The organism is Halobaculum sp. P14 (genome assembly GCF_051195155.1).
Lineage (GTDB): Archaea > Halobacteriota > Halobacteria > Halobacteriales > Haloferacaceae > JBNTKA01.
Window position 1 is genome coordinate 549,039 of sequence record NZ_JBNTKB010000001.1, and the last position, 18,120, is coordinate 567,158.

An 18,120-nucleotide genomic window follows, 5' to 3' on the forward strand; every position below is an offset into this window, starting at 1 on the left:
CCGTCCGGCGGTTCTCGCGGTGTTCGTCGGCGTAGGGCGAGGCTGGGGGTCCCGCGGGGGTACAGTCGTCAAACACGCCGCGTCGCCTCCGGGCGTCCGTGGAGTACGGCGACTGCCCGATGACAGAAGGTACTTACGCGGCGGACGGCCTGTTTGGGCTAATGAGTCGGACGCGCGGCGAGGACGACGACCCCACCGGAGTCAGTGGGTCCGACGCGGCAACGGGCGCCGCGGGGGTCAACGGGTCCGAGACGGCAGCCGACGCCGTCTCGGTCAGCGTCGTCCTGCCGGCGTACAACGAGGAGGCCACCATCGAGGAGACGGTTCGGCGGACCGTCGAGACGCTGTCGTCGTTCCTCGCGGACGACGACTTCGAGGTCATCGTCGCCGAGGACGGCTGCGAAGACCGGACGCCCGAAATCGCGGACCGCCTGGCCGCCGAGGACAGCCGCGTCAAGCACTTCCACAGCGACCGGCGGCTCGGCCGCGGCGGCGCGCTGGAGTTCGCGTTCGAGCGGGCCGCCGGCGACGTGCTGGTCTACTTCGACACGGACCTCGCGACCGATATGAAACACCTGGAGGAGCTGGTGGACCGGATCCGCGGCGGCGCGGACGTCGCCACCGGGTCGCGGTGGATGCCGGAGAACGTCGCCGACCGCCCCGCGAAACGCGGCGTCCCGTCGCGCGGCTACAACCTCCTCGTGCGGACCGTGCTGCGGTCCGACCTGCGCGACCACCAGTGCGGCTTCAAGGCGCTGTCTCGCGAGGCGTTCGAGCAGCTGAAAGACGACGTCGAAGACGACCACTGGTTCTGGGACACCGAACTGCTGGTGCGCGCCCAGCGCAGCGGCCTCGACGTCGAGGAGTTCGCGGTCGACTGGACGCCGAAGGGCGACTCGAAGGTCGACCTCGTCCGCGACGTCTTCGGGATGGGCAGCCAGATTCTGCGGCTGTGGTGGCAGCTGTCGGTGTCGCCGCGCATCACGCGGCGGCGCACCGTCGGCGCCGGCATCGCGCTGACGCTCGTCGCGCTCGCGCTGATGACGCTGTATCTCGACCCGTCGGACGTGCTCGCGGCGTTCCGCGACGCCGACCTGACGCTGGTCGCGGCGGCGGCGGTCGTGTACGCCGTCTCGTGGCCGCTCCGCGGACTCCGGTACCGCGACATCCTCTCGGAGCTCGGCTACCGCGAGTCCGCCGTGTTCCTCACCGGCGCCGTCTTCATCAGCCAGACCGGGAACCTCGTGTTCCCGGCGCGCGCCGGCGACGCGGTCCGCGCGTACGTCGTGAAGGCGCGCCGCGGCATCCCGTACCCGACAGGGTTCGCGTCGCTCGCCGCCGAACGGGTGTTCGACCTGCTCACCATCACCGGGATGGCCGGCGCCGTGCTCGTCGGGGTGCTCGTCACCGGCGGCGCCGGCGACCTCGCGGCCGCGGTCTCCGGGAACGTCGCTGGCGGCGGCGTCGTGACCCCCGGCGCGGTCCGCACCGCGGTCCGGGTCGCCGCCGCGGTCGGCGTCGCCGCCGCGGTCGGCCTGCTGGTCATCGTCGCCTCCGCCCGCACGGACCGGAACTTCGTCCGCGACGTCGTCTCCCGGTTCTCCTCGGACTCGTACGTCGACTACGTCGTCGGCGTCGTCGAGGAGTTCGTCGCCGGCGTCCAGACCGTCGCCGGCCGCCGCGGCTCGTTCCTCCGCGTCGGCGGCGCCAGCGTCGCCGTCTGGACGCTCGACGTCGTCACCGCGCTGCTCGTGCTCGCCGCGTTCCCCGACGCCGCCACCGCCATGAGCACGGTGCAGCTCGTCGCCGTCGGCTTCTTCGCCGTCTCCGTCGGCAACCTCGCGAAGGTGCTGCCGCTCACGCCCGGCGGAATCGGCCTGTACGAGGCCGCGTTCACGGCGTTCGTCGTCGCGCTCGGCGGCGTCGCCGCGCCCGTCGCGTTCGCCGCAGCCGTCCTCGACCACGCCGTCAAGAACGCCGTGACGGTCGTCGGCGGCGTCGCGTCGATGCTCGGCCTGAACGTCTCGCTCACCGCCGCCGTCGACGAAACCGAGGAGTTCGACGAGGACGTCGACGCCGCCGAAATCGAGCCGTCGGGCGACGACTGAGGCGTCGGAGGCGACCTGGGCGACAGGGAGGAGAACGACGAACCCGGTCGGCGCGTCGCGGTCGGTTCGTCGCGGTCGGCGTGTGGCGGACGGCCGGTCGCGCTAGTCGTCGTACAGGTCGGTGACGAACGGGCCGAGGGCGCCGGAGACGGCCGCGGCGAGCGCGTCCGCGCGGTCGACCCGGCCGCCGGTGAGCGCGCCGGCGGCGCCCTGGTTCTTCGCGACGTCGGACTCGCCGAGCACGTCGTCCATCACCGGGCCGAGTTCCTCGCCGCCGCGGACCCGGTCCGCGATTCCGGCCGGGAGGACGAGGCTCGGCCCGGCGCCGTCGCCCCAGCGGTCGCCGTCGGTGACCGCCGCCCACATCACGAGGAACAGCGGCGCGTCGGCGCCCCGCCGGTCGGCACCGCCGCCCGCGTCGCCGCCGACGCCCGCGTATTCGGCGACGCCGCCTTCGATGCCGACGCCGACGTCGTACTCCTCTTCGACCACAGCTTCGGCGCGGTTGCGGGCGCCGCGGCGGGTCTCGCCGTGGCCGGTCGGCTGTTCTGATACGCCCGACGGGACCGGGCACGCTTCGACGGTCGCGGCCGCCGAAACGTCGTCGTCGGCAGCCTCGACGGCCTGCACCGTCGCGTCTCGCTTCACCGGGTTCCCGGAGCCGACACCGATTCGCATAGGCGGTGATGCGTCGGCGGCGACGAGTCCCTTGCGGTCCCGGACGGAATCGGCGGCGAGCGGTCAGCCGTCGCAATCGTCGACGTTCGGGTCGACGCCGTCGGGGTCGACGCCGTGGAGGATGCGCGCCAGTTCCTCGATGCCGTCGACGAGCCGCGGGCTCGGCTGGTTCAAGAGCGTGTCGTCGACGACGTGGACCTCGGCGTCGACGTCCCAGCCGCGTTCGTCGAACGTCGCCGGGTCGGACTGCGCCCCGCGGCCGCAGACGTGGATGACGCCGTACGCCGGGTCGGCGTCGAGCACCTCCTGTTCGTCCACCTCGCGGCTCCGGTCGCCGGCGTCGACGAACGGGGACAGGCCGCCGGCGGCCTCGACGGCGTCCGGGACCCAGTTCCCGGCGGCCATCGGCGGGTCGCTCCACTCCTCGCAGTAGACCACCGGGCGCTCCTCGGGGTCGTCGGGGACGGCCTCGCGGACGCGGTCGACGCGGCGGCGACAGTCGGCGGCGACGGCAGCGGCGGCGTCGGGGCGGCCGACCGCGGCGCCGACGGCTTCGATGGCGTCGAACACGGCCGGGAGCCGCGTCGGTTCGACGTGGTGAACCGGGAGGCCGCGCTCGCGGAGCGCCTCGGCGGTGTCACGCTGCAGCGGGTCGCACGTCAGGACGGCGTCCGGGTCGAGCGCGGCGACGCGGTCGAGGTCCGGGTTCGGCCAGCCGCCGACGATTTCGGGTTCGGAGTCGGGGTCGCCGTGGGTTTCAGCGTCGAGGGCGTCGTCGTCACGGGCGGCGGCGTCGCCCGCGTCGACGCCGCTGTGACCGCCCGCGTCGACGTCGCAGTGGTGGGTGACGCCGACGAGCGCGTCCGCCGCGCCGATGGCGCGGAGGGTCGCCGTGGCGCTCGGTGCGAGCGAGGCGACGCGGGACGCCGCTGCCGCAGGGTTCTTCTGCATCCGTCGGTTACGTCTGGTACAGCCTCACACAAATAGGTGCCGTCGGACGGTTCCGTGACCCGGTGACGGCGTGGAGGCCGCTCCGCCCAACACCGTTTAATTTAAGGCTTTCTCCCATCTCTGTGGGGTACAGACTGACCTGGGCTTTTTTCGCGGCCACCCAGGGAGCACCCGCCCCACGATGAGCGAGAGAACACACACCCGACACCCAGCAGCGAACCGAGAACGAACGGACGAACAGCAGACCGAACAGGAGACGGAGGCCGACGAGGGGCTGAGCTGTCCCGAGTGCGGCGGCCACGTCATCCAGGACGAGGAGCACGGCGAAACCGTCTGCGCGGACTGCGGGCTCGTCGTCGAGGAGGACTCCGTCGACCGCGGCCCCGAGTGGCGCGCGTTCGACGCCGCCGAGAAGGACAAAAAGAGCCGGGTCGGCGCCCCGACCACGAACACGATGCACGACAAGGGGCTGTCGACCAACATCGACTGGCGCGACCAGGACGCCTACGGCCGGTCGCTCGGCTCCCGCCAGCGTCAGAAGATGCGGCGGCTCCGCAAGTGGAACGAGCGGTTCCGGACGCGCGACTCGAAAGAGCGGAACCTGAAGCAGGCGCTCGGCGAAATCGACCGGATGGCGTCCGCGCTCGGCCTCCCGGACAACGTCCGCGAGACCGCCTCCGTCATCTACCGCCGCGCGCTCGACGAGGACCTCCTGCCGGGCCGCTCCATCGAGGGCGTCTCGACGGCGTGTACGTACGCCGCCGCCCGGATGGCGGGCGTCCCGCGGAGCCTCGACGAGATCGCCGACGTCTCCCGCGTCAGCAAAGACGAGGTCGCGCGGACGTACCGCTACGTCGTCCGCGAACTGAAACTGGAGGTGAAGCCCGCGGACCCCGAGCAGTACGTCCCGCGGTTCGCCTCCTCGCTCGACCTCTCCGACGAGTCGGAGATGCGCGCCAAACAGCTCCTCCGGAACGCGAAAGAGCAGGGCGTCCACTCCGGCAAGTCGCCGGTCGGGCTCGCGGCCGCCGCCGTCTACGCCGCCGCGCTACTCACGAACGAGAAGACGACGCAGGCGGCGGTCTCGGAGGTCGCGGACATCTCCGAGGTCACCATCCGGAACCGCTACCACGAGCTGCTCGAAGCCGAAGAAGGCCTCGTCGCGTAGTCGCGCAGTCACGCAGTTACGTCGTCGAGTAGCTGCGTAGCCGCGTCCCGTGGCTCGGCCTCGACGCACCACCGAACGGCGTTCTCCGGTCCGTTTCTCCGCCCCGTCAGCGTTGGCGACGCCGAGCCAGTTTTGAGGCGGCACGTGGAACGACGCCTATGGACTGCGACTCGTTCACGCTGGCGGCCGCCACCGACGACCTCGCGGCGGAGCCGGCCGCCCGCGACGACGCGGACTGCGTCGAGTTCCGGATGGACCTCGCGGCAGAGCCGCTCGACGCGCTCGCCGGCTACGACGGGGAGCTGCCGCTGCTCGTGACGAACCGGCCGCGGTGGGAGGGCGGCGAGTCCGCGCCGTACAGCCGACTCGACGCGCTCGCCGAGGCCGTCGAACACGACGCCGTCGAGGCGGTCGACGTGGAACTGGCGACGCTCCGCGGCCGCCCGGCGGGGACCAACGACGTCGACCCGGCGGAACTGGTGGCGGCCGCGCGGGCGAACGACGCCGCCGTCGTCGCGTCGGTCCACGACTTCGACGGGACGCCGGCGCCGCGGACGCTCGACGCGCTGCTCCGCGCCGCGGCGGCCGCCGGCGACGTCGGGAAACTGGCGGTGACGGCGCACGACCGCGGCGACGCCCTCGACGTCCTCGCGGCGACGCACCGCGCCACCGCCCGCGGCGACCGCGTCGCGACGATGGCGATGGGCGACGCCGGCAAGCACACCCGGGCCGTCGCGCCGGTGTACGGCTCCCGCATCGGCTACGCTCCGGTCGACGCCGCGGACGCGACCGCCCCGGGACAGTTCGACCTCGCGTCGCTCCGCCGACTCGTCGACGACCTCGCCTAGTCCTCGCCGCCGGTGGCGTCCGCGTCGACAGCGGAATCCGCGTCGCCGGCGCGGTCCGGGAGCGACGAGAGCACGCCGTCGGTGTCGCGGACGGCGGCGAACTCGCCGCGGAGGTGTGCGAGCGCGGTCCGGTGAACCGTCTCCGGGTCGAACGTTTCGCCGTCGTACTCGCGGGGATGCGTCGCCGTGGCGTCGGCGACGACGGTCGGGACGAAGCCGAGGTTCTCCGCCATCCGGGTCGTCGTGGAGACGCAGTGGTCCGTGGTGAGCCCGGCGACGACGACCGCGTCGTGGCCGGCGTCGCGGAGCAGGGATTCGAGGTCCGTCCCGACGAACGCCGAGTTCACTCGTTTCACGAGGCTCGGTTCGCCGTCGACGGGGCGCAGGCCCGGCTTGAACGCGAAGCCGTCGCGGTCGGCGCGCAGCGGCGAATCCGGCTCCGTCGAGTCGTGTCGGACGTGGACGACGTCGCCGCCGCGGTCGCGCCACTCCGCGAGCAGCCGCCGCGCGTTCGCCTCGGCGTCCGGGTTGTTCCGGTCGCCCCAGCCCGGGTCGTCGAAGCCGGTCTGGAAGTCCACGAACAGCAGCGCGGGGAGGGGGTCCGGCATCAGTCGGCTCCCGCGGCCGGTGGCTCGTCGCCGTCGAGCGCCGTGACCTCCGGCGTCACCGTGAGCGGACACTCGTCGGGGAACTGCGACTCGTCGGCCGAAAACAGGTACTGGCGCCACTCGCGGTCGCCGTCGACGCCCCAGTCGCCGAGGTCCGCGTGCGGGCAGACGCCGTCGTAGTCGCCGAGTCGATCCTGGATGGCGTCGCGGGCGTGCTGGCCGGCTTCGGTGTCGTGCGTCAGGCCGTCGAAGACGGAGCGCGGCTGGAAGGTGGTTTCGAGGCTGACCGGGCAGTACCGGCTCTTCCGCTCCTCGTAGAACGGTGCGCGGCAGGTCGGGAACAGCGGTTCGCCGCCGAAGCAGAACTCGAAGTACGGGTCGTCGGGGTCGGTCGGGATGTCGTCGGGCCACGGCTCCGGATCGTTGACGTGGAGGAACTGGAGGACGTGCCACATCGCTTCGTGCCAGTCCGCCTCGGTGAGCGACGCCACGTCGTCCGGCGGCGCGAAGAAGACGACGAGCGGCGCGAGGTCAGCGTGGTCCTCGTAGACGTCGAGGTACTCCAGAAGCGCGTCGCGGAGGCCGAACAGCGCGTCCGGGTCGGTGAGCGAGGGGACGGCGGTGTACAGCAGGTCGCCGCGCTGGACGGCGTTGGTACCGAAGTGACAGGGGAACGGCGTTCCGTTTCGTTCGCCGGTGAGCGCACCGGTGAACGTCTCGAAGTGCCGGACCACCCAGTCGGGGGCGCCGGCGGCGACGCGGTCGGCCATCGTCTCCTGGTCGAGGAGCGACGTGAGGCCGGCTTCGTTCACGCCTGTCAGTTGCCGCAGGGGTCGATGTGTCTTTCGCCCGGCCGCAGGAACTGCCCGTTCGTCCACCCGGCGGTACGATAGGTATTTGCGTCGCCGACGCCTTATATAGCAGACGGTGACTCCCGTCACCATCACCTCACCATCATCACACCCCGACGAGGGGATTTCACATGGACGACTCAGCCAAATACCTGATTCACGCACGCATCACCGCGGACGGCGTCGTCGAGCGCAGCGACGTCGTCGGCGCGGTGTTCGGACAGACGGAAGGACTGCTCGGCGACGAACTGGACCTCCGCGACCTCCAGCAGCGCTCGAAGGTCGGCCGCATCGACGTCGACGTCGACTCCGAGAACGGCCAGAGCTTCGGGCGGCTCACCATCGCCTCCGGACTCGACAAGGTGGAGACGTCGATTCTGGCGGCGAGCCTCGAAGCCATCACCCGCGTCGGGCCGTGTGAGGCCCGCGTCGAAGTGACCGACATCGAGGACATGCGGGCCGCCCAGCGCCGCGAGGTCGTCGACCGCGCGAAGGAGCTGCTCAACGACTCGTTCGACGAGTCCGTCATGGACTCGAAGGAGATCCTCGACGAGGTCCGCGAGGCCCACCGCGTCGACCGCATCGACGAGTACGAGGGGCTCCCCGCGGGGGCGCGCGTCCGCGACTCGGACGCCGTCATCGTCGTCGAGGGGCGCTCGGACGTGTTGACGCTGCTCCGGTACGGCATCAAGAACGGCGTCGCCGTCGAGGGGACGAACGTCCCCGACGCCGTCGCCGACCTCACCGGCGAGCGCACCGTCACGGCGTTCCTCGACGGCGACCGCGGCGGCGAACTCATCCTGCGCGAACTCGCGCAGGTCGGCGACGTCGACTACGTCGCGTTCGCGCCCTCGGGCCGCTCCGTCGAGGACCTGGCGCGGCACGAAGTGATGGCGGCGCTCCGCGAGAAGATGCCGCTCGACGCCGTCGACCTCGGCGGCTCGTCCCCGGCCGACGAACGCATCGGCTCCGCCGACCGCGACGCGGACCCGGACGCGGACTCGGACGCGGACGCGGACGGCGACGCAGCCGACGACGCCGGCGAGGGTGCGGACGCGACGCCCGGAATCGACCGGTCGGTCGCCGTCACGACTGGCCGCACCGCGCCGGCCGAACCGTCCGAGTCGTCTGAATCAGCCGATTCCGCGACGAAAGCCGCCGAGCCGACCACGGACGCCGCCGCTGAGGCCGCCGCGAACGGCGCCGCAGCCACCGCCGCTGCGTCGGAACAGCGCCGGGGTTCGAAGACGGAGTCGGCCGAGTCAGCCGAATCCGCCGAATCCACTCAGTCGAGCGAAGCGTCCGCCGAGTCGACGGCCGGGCCGTCGACGCTTCGGGAACACGTCCGGGAGGTCGTCGACGCGGAGTCGAACCGGGCGCGGCTGCTCGACGCGGACTACGGCGTGCTCGCCGAGGTGCCGGCCGCCGAGGCGTTCGACGCGGTCAGCGACGCCGACGAGGCGCCGTTCGCGCTGGTCGTCGACGGCGAACTGACACAGAAGGTGCTGGACGTCGCCGCCCAGCGCGGCGTCTCACAGGTCGTCTGCGCGACCGAGGGCGACTACGTGAAACGCCCGGCGTCGGTCCGCGTGCTCACCGCAGAACAGCTCAGCGCCGTCTGAGCCAGCCCAGGCGGCTGCGTCGCCGCCGCAGCAACGTCGACCGCGGCGACACCGACTGCGTCGACGCCGACCGCGGGCGGCCCGTTCCGGTTCTCACTTCACAGCGTCCGGTCGTCCAAAAGCAGCGACTCGCCGGTCATGGCGTCCGGCTCGTCGACGCCGACGAGTTCGAGCAGCGTCGGCGCGATGTCGACGAGCGACCCGCCGGAGCGGACGCTGCGGCCGCCGGCGGTGCCGTCCGGGGCGACGTAGACGAACGGGACGGGCGCGAAGGTGTGAGCCGTGTGCGGGTCCTTCGCGGTCCCCATGTCGTCGGCGTTGCCGTGGTCGGCGGTGACGAGCAGGTGGCCGCCGGCGCCGCGGACGGCGTCGGCGAGCCGGCCGAGTTCGCGGTCGACGGCCTCGACTGCGGCGACCGCCGCGTCGAAGTCGCCGGTGTGGCCGACCATGTCCGGGTTCGCGTAGTTCAACACGAGCACGTCCGGGTTGTCGGCGTCGATGGCCGCGAGCGCCGTGTCGGTGACCTCGGCGGCGCTCATCTCCGGCGTCTCGTCGTACGTCGGGACGTCCGGGCTCTCGACGATGCGGCGCTTCTCGCCGTCGAACTCGACTTCGCGGCCGCCGTTCAGGAAGTAGGTGACGTGCGCGTACTTCTCGGACTCGGCGACGCGCAGCTGTGTCAGGCCGGCCGCCGCGAGCACCTCCCCGAGCGTGTCCTCCGGCTGGTGGGGCGGGAACGCGACCGGCAGGTCGAACGTCGCGTCGTACTCCGTCATCGTGACGAGTTCGACGTCCGGCGGCGCCGTCTCGACGCCCTCGGCCGCCCAGTCCTCCGGGCGGATGTCGGCGAGGAGCCGAGTGAGCTGGCGGGCGCGGTCCGACCGGAAGTTGAAGAAGACGGCGCTGTCGCCGTCGGTCAGCGCCGGGCGGTCGTCGACGAGCGTCGGCTCGACGAACTCGTCGGTGTCGCCGCGGTCGTAGCTGTCCGTCACCGCGTCGACGGCGGAGTCGGCTTCGTGGGGTGCCTCGCGGTTCACGATGGCGACGTACGCGAGTTCGGTGCGCTCCCAGTTCTGGTCGCGGTCCATCGCGTAGTAGCGGCCGGAGACGGTGGCGACGTCGCCGGTGCCGTGTTCGTCGACGGCGGCTTCGAGGTCGCGGAGGAACCGCTCGCCGGACTGCGGCGCGGTGTCGCGGCCGTCGGTGAACGCGTGGGTGACGGCGTCGACGCCGCGGTCCGCGGCGGCCTCGATGAGCGCGTGGAGGTGCCGCTGGTCCGAGTGGACGCCGCCGTCGCTGACCAGCCCGAGGAAGTGGACGCGGCCGCCGGTGTCGGCGGCGTGGTCGAACGCGCGGCTGATGGCGTCGTTGTCGGCGAACTCGCCGGCGTCGATGGCGTCGTTGATGCGGGTGTACTCCTGGTAGACGGTGCGGCCGGCGCCGATGTTGACGTGGCCGACCTCCGAGTTCCCCATCTGGTCGTCCGGGAGGCCGACGTCGCGGCCGTACGCGGTGAGCGTGCCGAACGCGCCGGCGCCGCGGAGCCGGTCGAAGTTCGGCGTCTCCGCCGCCGCGACCGCGTCGCGTCTGTCGTGGTCGCCGAGCCCCCAGCCGTCGAGGATGACGAGCGCCGCCTTCATACCTGTCCCGTCCGCCGCCCGCCAAATCACTCCGTCGGTTCCGCCACCGGCGCACCCCGGTCCGGCGTCGGCCGCGTCGGCTCCCCGACTCTCACACCGGCCCCGCGTCGGCTCTGACACCGACCCCGCGTCGACTCCCACATCGGCTCCCACACCGCCTCCGCGCCCGAACAGTTCAATCAATCGATGGGAAGGGCGACGGAATAATCAGTCCGGGGGCGGAACACCGACCAACTTCGACCATGCCCGAGTTCACACGGCGCGACCTGCTCGCCGGCGCCGCGGCCGCCGGCTCAGCGGGCGTCGCCGGCTGCAGCGGCCTGTTCGGCGACGGCGACGCCCCCTCGACCGAGTCCGTCGGCGAGGAGCGGGCGCGTCGACTCGCCGAGGCGTACGCGCCCGACCTGTTCTTCGGCGCCGCCGAGCAGTGGTTCCCGACCGACCCGCGTCGGTACGCGACTGACCGGGACGGCGACCGGGTCGTGGACGGCTTCGACGCGCTCGACGGCTACGTCGCCGAGTTCGAAGCGAACGGCGCGCCCCCGGCGCCGACCGTGTTCTACAACGTCCGGCGGTACACCGAGTCGTCGCTGGCCGCGGTGCAGTTCTGGTGTTACTCCGTGTTCGACCAGTTCTCCGTGAACTTCCACTGGCACGACTGGGAGGTGCTGCACGTGTTCGTCGACACCGACGGCGGCGACGGCGACGACGTGACCGGGGAGCCGGTGCTGTTCGTCGCGTCGGCGCACGCCCGGAAGGTGCCGAACAACGAGTTCCTCGACCCGGCGACCGACCGCGCGTCGGTCATCGCGGAGGTCGGGTCGCACTCGTCGGCGCTCGGCGTCAACGAGACGCGGAACGCCTTCGAACGGCTCCCGGTCGACGGCGACATCGCCGACATCAACAACGGCCTGCTGTCGAAGCTGGACCTGCCGGCGGCGTACGGGCTGCCGCGCGACGAAGGGTTCGGGCTGCCGTTCTCGCTGCCGGAGCTCGACGGCGCGCCGCTGTTCGACCACCCGAAGCTCCCGAACGTCGAGCGGGAGCACTTCGTGCCGCCGGAGCTGACGGTGCGGGAGTACGCGTCGCTGCCGTCGCCGCCGGCGGACCTGCCGACGCGGTCGGCCGACGTGCAGTTCGCCTACGAGGGCCGGAGCGGCACCGACGCGGCCGCGGTCGACCACACGTACGCGCTGGCCCCGATGAGCGACGTCGACGTCGACGAACTCGTCGGGCCGCAGCTCAGTTTCGAGTTCGCGGTTCCGCGGTTCGCCGAGAACGCCGTCGCCTCCCACCTCACGTCGACCGACGTGCCGCAGTCGCAGCCGCGGTTCACGAACCCGCTCGCGGACGTCACCGACCCGGACCACCGCAGCGCGCTCGCCAGCCGGTTCGACGTCGACGTCGACGGCCCGGTCGACGCCGTGGTGGCGGTGCTCAGAGAGGCGACCGGCACCGACGACGCGCCCGGGTCGAACGGCGTGACAACGTCGGCGGCGACGAACGAGGGCGTAGCGCTGCTGGAGTCCGACCCGACCGCGGCACCGACGTTCAACGGCGTCGTGGCGCTCCGCGGCGTCCCGTCGGGCGACCACCGGCTCACCGTGAACGCCGCCGGCGTCGCGCCGCACAGCCAGCGGTTCAGCCACGACGGCGACAGCGACACCGCCGCCGGCGTCGGCGACCGCGGGGAGGTCGTCGTGACGCCGAACGAGGACGCCGTGAAGCTCCGCGTGGACGCCAGCGGCGACGACGCGCCGACGGTCGCGTCCCTCGCCGTCGAGGACGACTTCGCCGGAGCAGTCTACGCCGGCGAGCCGCCCGGCGAGGACCGCTTCGGCGTCTACGTGCACCGCGAAGGCGCCTACACCGCCGAAATCGAGGACGCCGACGGCGTCAGCGGCGCCTACCGCGTCAACCCCGCGGCCGACCAGTCGACCGCGACGATACCGGAGCCGCGGACCGGGAAGGCGTCGCTGACCGACTTCCTCACGACGTACCTGACGGAGACGTTCGCGCAGGCGAAGGCGTTCGAGGACGGCGACGCCGACGGCGTCGACGCGGTCGAGGTCGCAGACGACACCGCCGAGACCGCCGGGAAGGCCGTCGGGGAGATTCTGAACGCGACGTCGACGGCGACAGACGACGCCGCCGGCTCGGTCGGAGACGCCGTCGACGGCGTGACCGGCGGCGTCGGGAACGCGACCGGCGGCTCCGGCGACGGAACCGCGACGACGACCGACGGCGTCGGCGACGCGGCCGACAGCGTCGAAACCGCGGCCGGCACCGTCGAAGACGGAATCGACGACAGCCTCGGCGGTGACGGGTCGGAGACGCAGACGGCAACGGCGACGCCGACGGCCACGCAGACCGAGACGGCGACCGGGTCGACGGGGACGGCGACCGGGACGGACGACGGACTGCTGGACGACGCCGACGCGCTCCAGGCCGGCGGCCTGCTCGTGCTGCTTCGGGCGCTGGAGGCGGCGGCCGTGGCGGCGACGCGGGCGCAGGCGGCCGCCGCGAACGGGAACGCGGACGCCGCGAACCGGCGGCTCCGGGCGCTCCGGAAGCGGCTCGTGACCGTCGCGTCGGTCCTGGAGCGGAACCGCGACGACGTCCCCGGGAAGCTCCCGGCGCTGGTCGAGACGCGGCTCCCGCAGCTCTCCCGGCGCGTGAGCCAGGCCATCGACGCGCCGCTGTGAGCCGCGACGGCGACGCAGCCGAAGCGCGTCGTCGGGGCGCCGGCGGCCGATTGCGGCAGGCGCGTCGGGGGAAGGACACCGGTTAAGTGGGTCGGGGCGCAAGCTGAACCATGACCGAGACGGACCTCGAGGAGCTCCGACGCGGCACGGACCTCGTGAAACGCGGCTTCGCACGGATGCAGAAGGGCGGCGTCATCATGGACGTCGTCGACCGCGAGCAGGCGCGCATGGCGGAGGACGCCGGCGCGGTCGCCGTGATGTCGCTGGAGGCGGTTCCGGCCGACATCCGGAAGCGCGGCGGCGTCGCCAGGATGGCCGACCCCGGGAAGCTCGAAGGCATCATCGACGAAGTGTCGATTCCGGTGATGGGGAAGTGCCGCATCGGCCACACCGCCGAGGCGCAGATTCTCGAAGCCACCGGCGCCGACATGATCGACGAGTCCGAGGTGCTGACGACCGCCGACGAGCGCTACCACATCGACAAGCGCGAGTTCACGTCGCCGTTCGTCTGCGGCGCCCGCAACCTCGGCGAGGCGCTCCGCCGCATCGACGAGGGCGCCGCGATGATTCGGACGAAAGGCGAAGCCGGCACCGGCGACGTCAACCAGGCGGTCACCCACCAGCGCAACATTCAGCGCTCCATCCGCATGCTCTCCGGCATGAACTTCGAGGAGCGCGACGAGTGGGCCCGCGAGAACGAGGCGCCGCGCGACCTCGTCCACGAGACCGCGGAGATGGGCCGGCTCCCGGTCGTGAACTTCGCCGCCGGCGGCATCGCGACGCCCGCCGACGCCGCCCTGATGATGCAGCACGGCTGTGACGGCATCTTCGTCGGCTCCGGCATCTTCGGCGCGGAGGACCCCGTCAAGATGGGGTCGGCCATCGTCAACGCCGTCAACAACTACGACGACCCCGAGACCCTCAAGGAGATCTCGAAGGACCTCGGCAAGGGCATGAAGGGGCAGGCGAACGAGACGATGCGCGAAGAGGAGAAACTGCAGGGCCGCGGCGTCTGAACGGCGAACGTCGCCGCCGACGTCGAGAGCACCATCGCCATCCGCGTCGACGCCGAGCCGCGTCGTGGACGAGGAACTGACGCACGGACTTTTTTATCGGATACCGACGCAGTCGCCCCGTGACGTAACCGTCACCGCGGGGCGGTACGCGGCTGTGCGACACGGCGCCCCGCGGAGCCGCCGGTCCGTGTCGCCTGCCAGCACCACCCCTTCGGCGCTGCCGCCGCGTTGATGCCGCTCCGCGACGTACCGCCGGTGATGAGCGACGCCGACGAAGCCGGCGAAGGAGACGACGGCGGTGACGGAGACGAGGGGCCGGACGGCGCCGCCGGCGGCGGCGACGCAGCCGCGGCCAGCACCGCCAGCGACGGCGACGACCCGCTGGCTGGCGTCGACCCGGCCGAACACCCGGTCGTGTTGTTCGACGGCGTCTGCAACCTCTGTCACGCCGGCATCCGGTTCATCGTCCGGCACGACGACGCCGGCGTCTTCCGGTTCGCGCCGCTCACGTCGCCGGTCGGCCAGGCGCTGCTCGAACGGCACGGCCTGCCGACCGAAGAGTTCGAGTCGTTCGTGGTGGTCGACGGCAGCGGCGCGTATCGGAAGTCCGACGCCGTACTCCGGGTCGCGCGCGACCTGGAGTTCCCGTGGCGGCTCCTCCGAGTCGCCCGGTACGTGCCGCGCGGCGTCCGCGACCGGCTGTACGACGCCGTCGCGGAGCACCGCTACCAGGTGTTCGGGCAGAAGGACGCCTGTACGATTCCGGAGCCGGAGGTCCGCGAACGCGTCGTCGCTCGCGTCATCGACGGCACACAGGAGTCGCAGTAGCGGCAGCTGCAGCCTCGTCGGATACCGCTACGGAGTTACAGCACCGTGGCTCCGTCGCCGACTTCGCTCTGGTAGGCGCGAGCGCCGACGCCGGCGTCCGCGAAGGCGTCGACCATCGCGGCCGCGACGTCCCGCTGCGTCCCGTGGCGGCAGACGGCGAGGACGGACGGCCCGGCGCCGCTCACGGTGACGCCGGTCGCGCCGGCGTCGAAGGCGGCGTCGCGGACGTCGTCGTAGCCGGTGATGAGCGACGCCCGCGCCGGCGTCACGACCGGGTCGTCCATGCCGCGGCCGACCAGGTCGGGGTTCGACCGGCAGACCCCGGCGACCAGCGTCGCGGCGTTCCCGACCGTCTCGACGTGGTCGTCCATGGAGACGGAGTCCGGGACGACGCCGCGGGCGTCCCGCGTCGACACCGCGACCTCCGGGAGGCAGGCGACGAGCCGCAGGTCCGCGTCGAGCGCGGTGACGCCGTCGTCGGTGACGACCGTGAAGCCGCCGAGCAGCGACGGCGCGACGTTGTCCGCGTGGGCGACGCCGGAGACGACGGCTTCGCCTTCGGCGGCCGCCGGGACGAGCTCCTTCCGGCTCCGCCCCCGGTCGTACAGTTCGTTCAGCGCGACGGCCGCGGCGGCGGCGGACGCCGCAGAGGAGCCGAGCCCGGACGACGGCCGGACGCCCTTGTCGATGCGGATGTGTGCCGGCGCGTCGAGCGCATCGGCGACCGCGCCGACGACGTTGTCCGCCGGATCGGTCGGGATGTACTGTGCGCCCGCGCCGGTCACCTCGATGGATGTCGTCGCCGCTCGCTCGACCGTGACGACGTCCGCCGGGTTCGCGAGGGCGACGCCGAACGTGTCGAAGCCGCTCCCGAGGTTCGCACTTGTCGCCGGTGCGCGAGCGGTAACCATGCCCCGTCGGTGGACTGCTGCCGAGAAAAGCGTGGCGTTCGACGCGATGCCGGCGGGGCAATCCGACGGATCGGCCGGCGGTGACGCGCCGGGCGCCCGGCTGGGCGGCCCGCACGAGTCGAGCCGCGTCGCTCCGCCGGCCGGCGGCCGGTGGGGCGTCGACGGTCGGTCTGGTCAGTCCCTGGCGGTGACGTACACGAGCGGGCCGACGACGATGAGCAGGATGCCGAGGAACAGGTAGTGCGTCGGCACGAGCGTCTGCGGCGTCAACAGGAACAGCACGCCGAACAGGACCGTGTTGAGCGCGAGCGCCTTCCGCGACACCGGCAGCGTGGCGACCGTCGTGAGGATGAGCCCGAGCAGGAGCGCCTGCCCGACGTTGTAATCGAGCAGGAAGCTGTCGATGACCTGGAGCGGGAGCATTCGTATCTCACCGTGGCTCCGGGGCCCGCATTAACGTTCCGTTATTCCGTTCGAGTGCGAGCGCCCCGCCGCGGTCGAGCCGCGCCGGGCCGGCCCCGAATCGCGGTCATTCGCTCTCGTCCACGCGGTCCCCCGGGCGGTCCTCTGAGCGGTCGCCGTCAGCGTAGAGGTCGGTGCCGCCGTCCGGTCCGGTGAGGTCGAGCGGCCGAATCCAGCCGTACCAGACGACGAACACGGTGCCGCCGTAGCCGAAGATGAAGACGAGCCGGCCGAGCCAGTTGTACCCCAGGACGCCGAGTTGGCGGCGGACGATGCCGGTGCCGGCGATGCCGACGAGCAGCACCAGCGCGAGCAGCAGCCGGTCGCGCGTCACGTGCCGGCTGAATCCGTCGGTGTCGGCCATACGTCGACTCGGTGTTGCAGTCAAGTGAATCCCGCGGTTCCACCGGCGACGGCCGCGGCTTCCCGTTCGGTGCGTCGAAACACGGTGACACAAGGGCTTTGGTGCGGCGAAATCACCCGGCGGTATGGACTACCGACCCGTCCCCGACGACCACGTCGACGCGTACGACCGGCTGCTCGCGTACGCGTTCGCCCCCGAACGCGGCCCCGACCCCGACCGCGACGGCCCGGACCGTCCCGAGGGGTTCCACCGGCGCGGGCTCTACGGCGTCGACGACGCGACACCGACCGCCGATCTCGACGCCGACGACCTCGGCGTCGCCTGCGGCTACCACGACTTCTCGATGCGGCTCCGCGGCGACGTCCACGACGTCGGCGGCGTCTCCGCGGTCGCGTCGCCGCCCGAACACCGGCGGAGCGGCCTGGTCCGCGAGATGCTCGGCGCGCTCCACGAGGAGCTCCGGGACGGCGGCGTCGCGTTCGCGGCGCTGTGGCCGTTCAAATACGAGTTCTACGCCCGGATGGGGTACGCCCGCGTCTCGGCGTACAGCCGGACCACGGTCGACGTGGACGCGCTGTCGGCGGCCGCGCCGAAGCCGGCCGGCGAGTTCGTCCGGCTCCGCCCCGACGACTGGGAGCGACTGGACGCCGTCTACGACGCGGCGGCAACCGAGCCGCTCGCGTTCGACCGCACCGAAGACTGGTGGCGCTGCCGCGTCTTCCAGTCGTGGGAGTCCGACCCGTTCGTGTACGGCTGGGAGCGCGACGGCGACCTCCGCGGCTACGTCGTCTACGCCGTCGACGAGGACGACGGCGACCGGACGCTCGCCGTCCGCGAACACGCCGCGGTCGACGCGGCGGCGCGCGGCCACCTGCTGCGGTTCTGCTGGACGCACGACTCGCAGGTCGACCGGGTTCGGCTCGGCGGCAACGCGACCGACTGGCTGTTCGACCTGCTCGACGACCCCGCCGCGGCGGACACCACCGTCAAGCCGGGCGCGATGCTCCGCGTCGTCGACGTCCCCGCCGCACTGACCGCCGTCGACTACCCCGACGGCGCCGACGTCGACGTCGCGCTCGACGTCACCGACGGCGGCTGCCCGTGGAACGACGACGCGTTCCGCCTCAGCGTCGCCGACGGCGACGCCGACTGCGGCCGAACCGACGGCTCGCCGGACGCCACGCTCGGAATCGGAGCGCTCTCCCGGCTCGTCGTCGGCTCACACGCCGCCGACCGCCTCGCGACGCTCGGCGACCTCGACGCGGACGACGACGCGCTCGCCGCGCTCGACAAGGCGTTCCCGGCAGCCGACCCGCCGCCACACCTCCGCGAAGGGTTCTGAAGCGTACCGCCCCGCCGC

The 18,120-nt window shown here is 72.4% G+C and carries 16 protein-coding genes; 8 read left to right on the forward strand and 8 right to left on the reverse strand.

From position 1 onward, the window contains the following. Positions 1 to 161: 161 nt before the first annotated feature. Complete coding sequence (locus ACQUS7_RS02780) at positions 162 to 2,108, forward strand: flippase-like domain-containing protein (RefSeq protein WP_435144412.1); 1,947 nt, start codon at positions 162 to 164, stop codon at positions 2,106 to 2,108. Positions 2,109 to 2,210: 102 nt separating this feature from the next. Here the strand turns inward: ACQUS7_RS02780 and ACQUS7_RS02785 are convergent, their stop codons facing one another. Continuing rightward, positions 2,211 to 2,786 (reverse strand): DUF84 family protein, encoded by a 576-nt coding sequence (locus tag ACQUS7_RS02785; protein WP_435144414.1) that lies wholly within the window; start codon positions 2,784 to 2,786, stop codon positions 2,211 to 2,213. 63 nt (positions 2,787 to 2,849) lie between these two features. After that, the gene (locus tag ACQUS7_RS02790; RefSeq protein ID WP_435144417.1) at positions 2,850 to 3,737 is read right to left on the reverse strand and encodes an ABC transporter substrate-binding protein; all 888 of its coding nucleotides are present in this window, start codon (positions 3,735 to 3,737) and stop codon (positions 2,850 to 2,852) included. A gap of 181 nt (positions 3,738 to 3,918) precedes the next feature. Between ACQUS7_RS02790 and ACQUS7_RS02795 the strand changes: the two genes are divergently transcribed. Beyond that, positions 3,919 to 4,905 (forward strand): transcription initiation factor IIB, encoded by a 987-nt coding sequence (locus tag ACQUS7_RS02795; protein ID WP_435144420.1) that lies wholly within the window; start codon positions 3,919 to 3,921, stop codon positions 4,903 to 4,905. Between the two features lie 158 nt (positions 4,906 to 5,063). After that, complete coding sequence (locus tag ACQUS7_RS02800) at positions 5,064 to 5,753, forward strand: type I 3-dehydroquinate dehydratase (RefSeq protein WP_435144422.1); 690 nt, start codon at positions 5,064 to 5,066, stop codon at positions 5,751 to 5,753. On the opposite strand, the gene ACQUS7_RS02805 is transcribed toward ACQUS7_RS02800, so the two are convergent. Both ACQUS7_RS02805 and ACQUS7_RS02810 read right to left on the reverse strand, forming a co-directional pair. Next, positions 5,750 to 6,361 carry a cysteine hydrolase family protein gene (locus ACQUS7_RS02805; RefSeq protein WP_435144425.1) on the reverse strand — a complete coding sequence of 204 codons (612 nt, stop codon included), beginning with the start codon at positions 6,359 to 6,361 and terminating at the stop codon, positions 5,750 to 5,752. The two genes, ACQUS7_RS02800 and ACQUS7_RS02805, sit on opposite strands and share 4 nt — an antisense overlap. After that, positions 6,361 to 7,173: a YqcI/YcgG family protein gene (locus tag ACQUS7_RS02810; RefSeq protein WP_435144427.1), complete on the reverse strand. Its 813-nt coding sequence runs from the start codon at positions 7,171 to 7,173 to the stop codon at positions 6,361 to 6,363. The genes ACQUS7_RS02805 and ACQUS7_RS02810 overlap by 1 nt, the downstream gene beginning before the upstream one ends. A 170-nt stretch (positions 7,174 to 7,343) precedes the next feature. Here ACQUS7_RS02810 and dnaG point away from each other — a divergent pair, with 170 nt between their 5' ends. Beyond that, the gene (gene dnaG, locus ACQUS7_RS02815) at positions 7,344 to 8,834 is read left to right on the forward strand and encodes a DNA primase DnaG (RefSeq protein WP_435144430.1); all 1,491 of its coding nucleotides are present in this window, start codon (positions 7,344 to 7,346) and stop codon (positions 8,832 to 8,834) included. Between the two features lie 98 nt (positions 8,835 to 8,932). Here the strand turns inward: dnaG and gpmI are convergent, their stop codons facing one another. Next, on the reverse strand, positions 8,933 to 10,474 hold the full coding sequence (gene gpmI, locus ACQUS7_RS02820; RefSeq protein WP_435144432.1) for a 2,3-bisphosphoglycerate-independent phosphoglycerate mutase: 1,542 nt from the start codon (positions 10,472 to 10,474) through the stop codon (positions 8,933 to 8,935). A gap of 242 nt (positions 10,475 to 10,716) precedes the next feature. Between gpmI and ACQUS7_RS02825 the strand changes: the two genes are divergently transcribed. The 3 genes from ACQUS7_RS02825 (at position 10,717) to ACQUS7_RS02835 (ending at position 15,023) form a co-directional block, all read left to right on the forward strand. Further along, positions 10,717 to 13,179 (forward strand): hypothetical protein, encoded by a 2,463-nt coding sequence (locus ACQUS7_RS02825; protein WP_435144434.1) that lies wholly within the window; start codon positions 10,717 to 10,719, stop codon positions 13,177 to 13,179. Positions 13,180 to 13,289: 110 nt separating this feature from the next. Beyond that, complete coding sequence (pdxS, locus tag ACQUS7_RS02830; protein WP_435144437.1) at positions 13,290 to 14,195, forward strand: pyridoxal 5'-phosphate synthase lyase subunit PdxS; 906 nt, start codon at positions 13,290 to 13,292, stop codon at positions 14,193 to 14,195. A gap of 258 nt (positions 14,196 to 14,453) precedes the next feature. Next, on the forward strand, positions 14,454 to 15,023 hold the full coding sequence (locus ACQUS7_RS02835; RefSeq protein ID WP_435144440.1) for a thiol-disulfide oxidoreductase DCC family protein: 570 nt from the start codon (positions 14,454 to 14,456) through the stop codon (positions 15,021 to 15,023). A 35-nt stretch (positions 15,024 to 15,058) separates the two neighbouring features. Here the strand turns inward: ACQUS7_RS02835 and ACQUS7_RS02840 are convergent, their stop codons facing one another. From ACQUS7_RS02840 to ACQUS7_RS02850, 3 genes are all read right to left on the reverse strand, one after another. After that, the gene (locus ACQUS7_RS02840; protein ID WP_435127873.1) at positions 15,059 to 15,934 is read right to left on the reverse strand and encodes a homoserine kinase; all 876 of its coding nucleotides are present in this window, start codon (positions 15,932 to 15,934) and stop codon (positions 15,059 to 15,061) included. A 174-nt stretch (positions 15,935 to 16,108) separates the two neighbouring features. Beyond that, entirely contained in the window at positions 16,109 to 16,357 is a 249-nt protein-coding gene (locus ACQUS7_RS02845) for a hypothetical protein (RefSeq protein ID WP_435144443.1), read from the reverse strand. Positions 16,358 to 16,463: 106 nt separating this feature from the next. After that, positions 16,464 to 16,760 carry a hypothetical protein gene (locus tag ACQUS7_RS02850; protein WP_435127869.1) on the reverse strand — a complete coding sequence of 99 codons (297 nt, stop codon included), beginning with the start codon at positions 16,758 to 16,760 and terminating at the stop codon, positions 16,464 to 16,466. Positions 16,761 to 16,884: 124 nt separating this feature from the next. On the opposite strand from ACQUS7_RS02850, the gene ACQUS7_RS02855 reads away from it, so the two are divergent. After that, a complete protein-coding gene (locus tag ACQUS7_RS02855; protein ID WP_435144445.1) occupies positions 16,885 to 18,102 on the forward strand; it encodes a GNAT family N-acetyltransferase in 1,218 nt (405 codons plus the stop codon). The last annotated feature ends 18 nt before the right edge of the window (positions 18,103 to 18,120 follow it).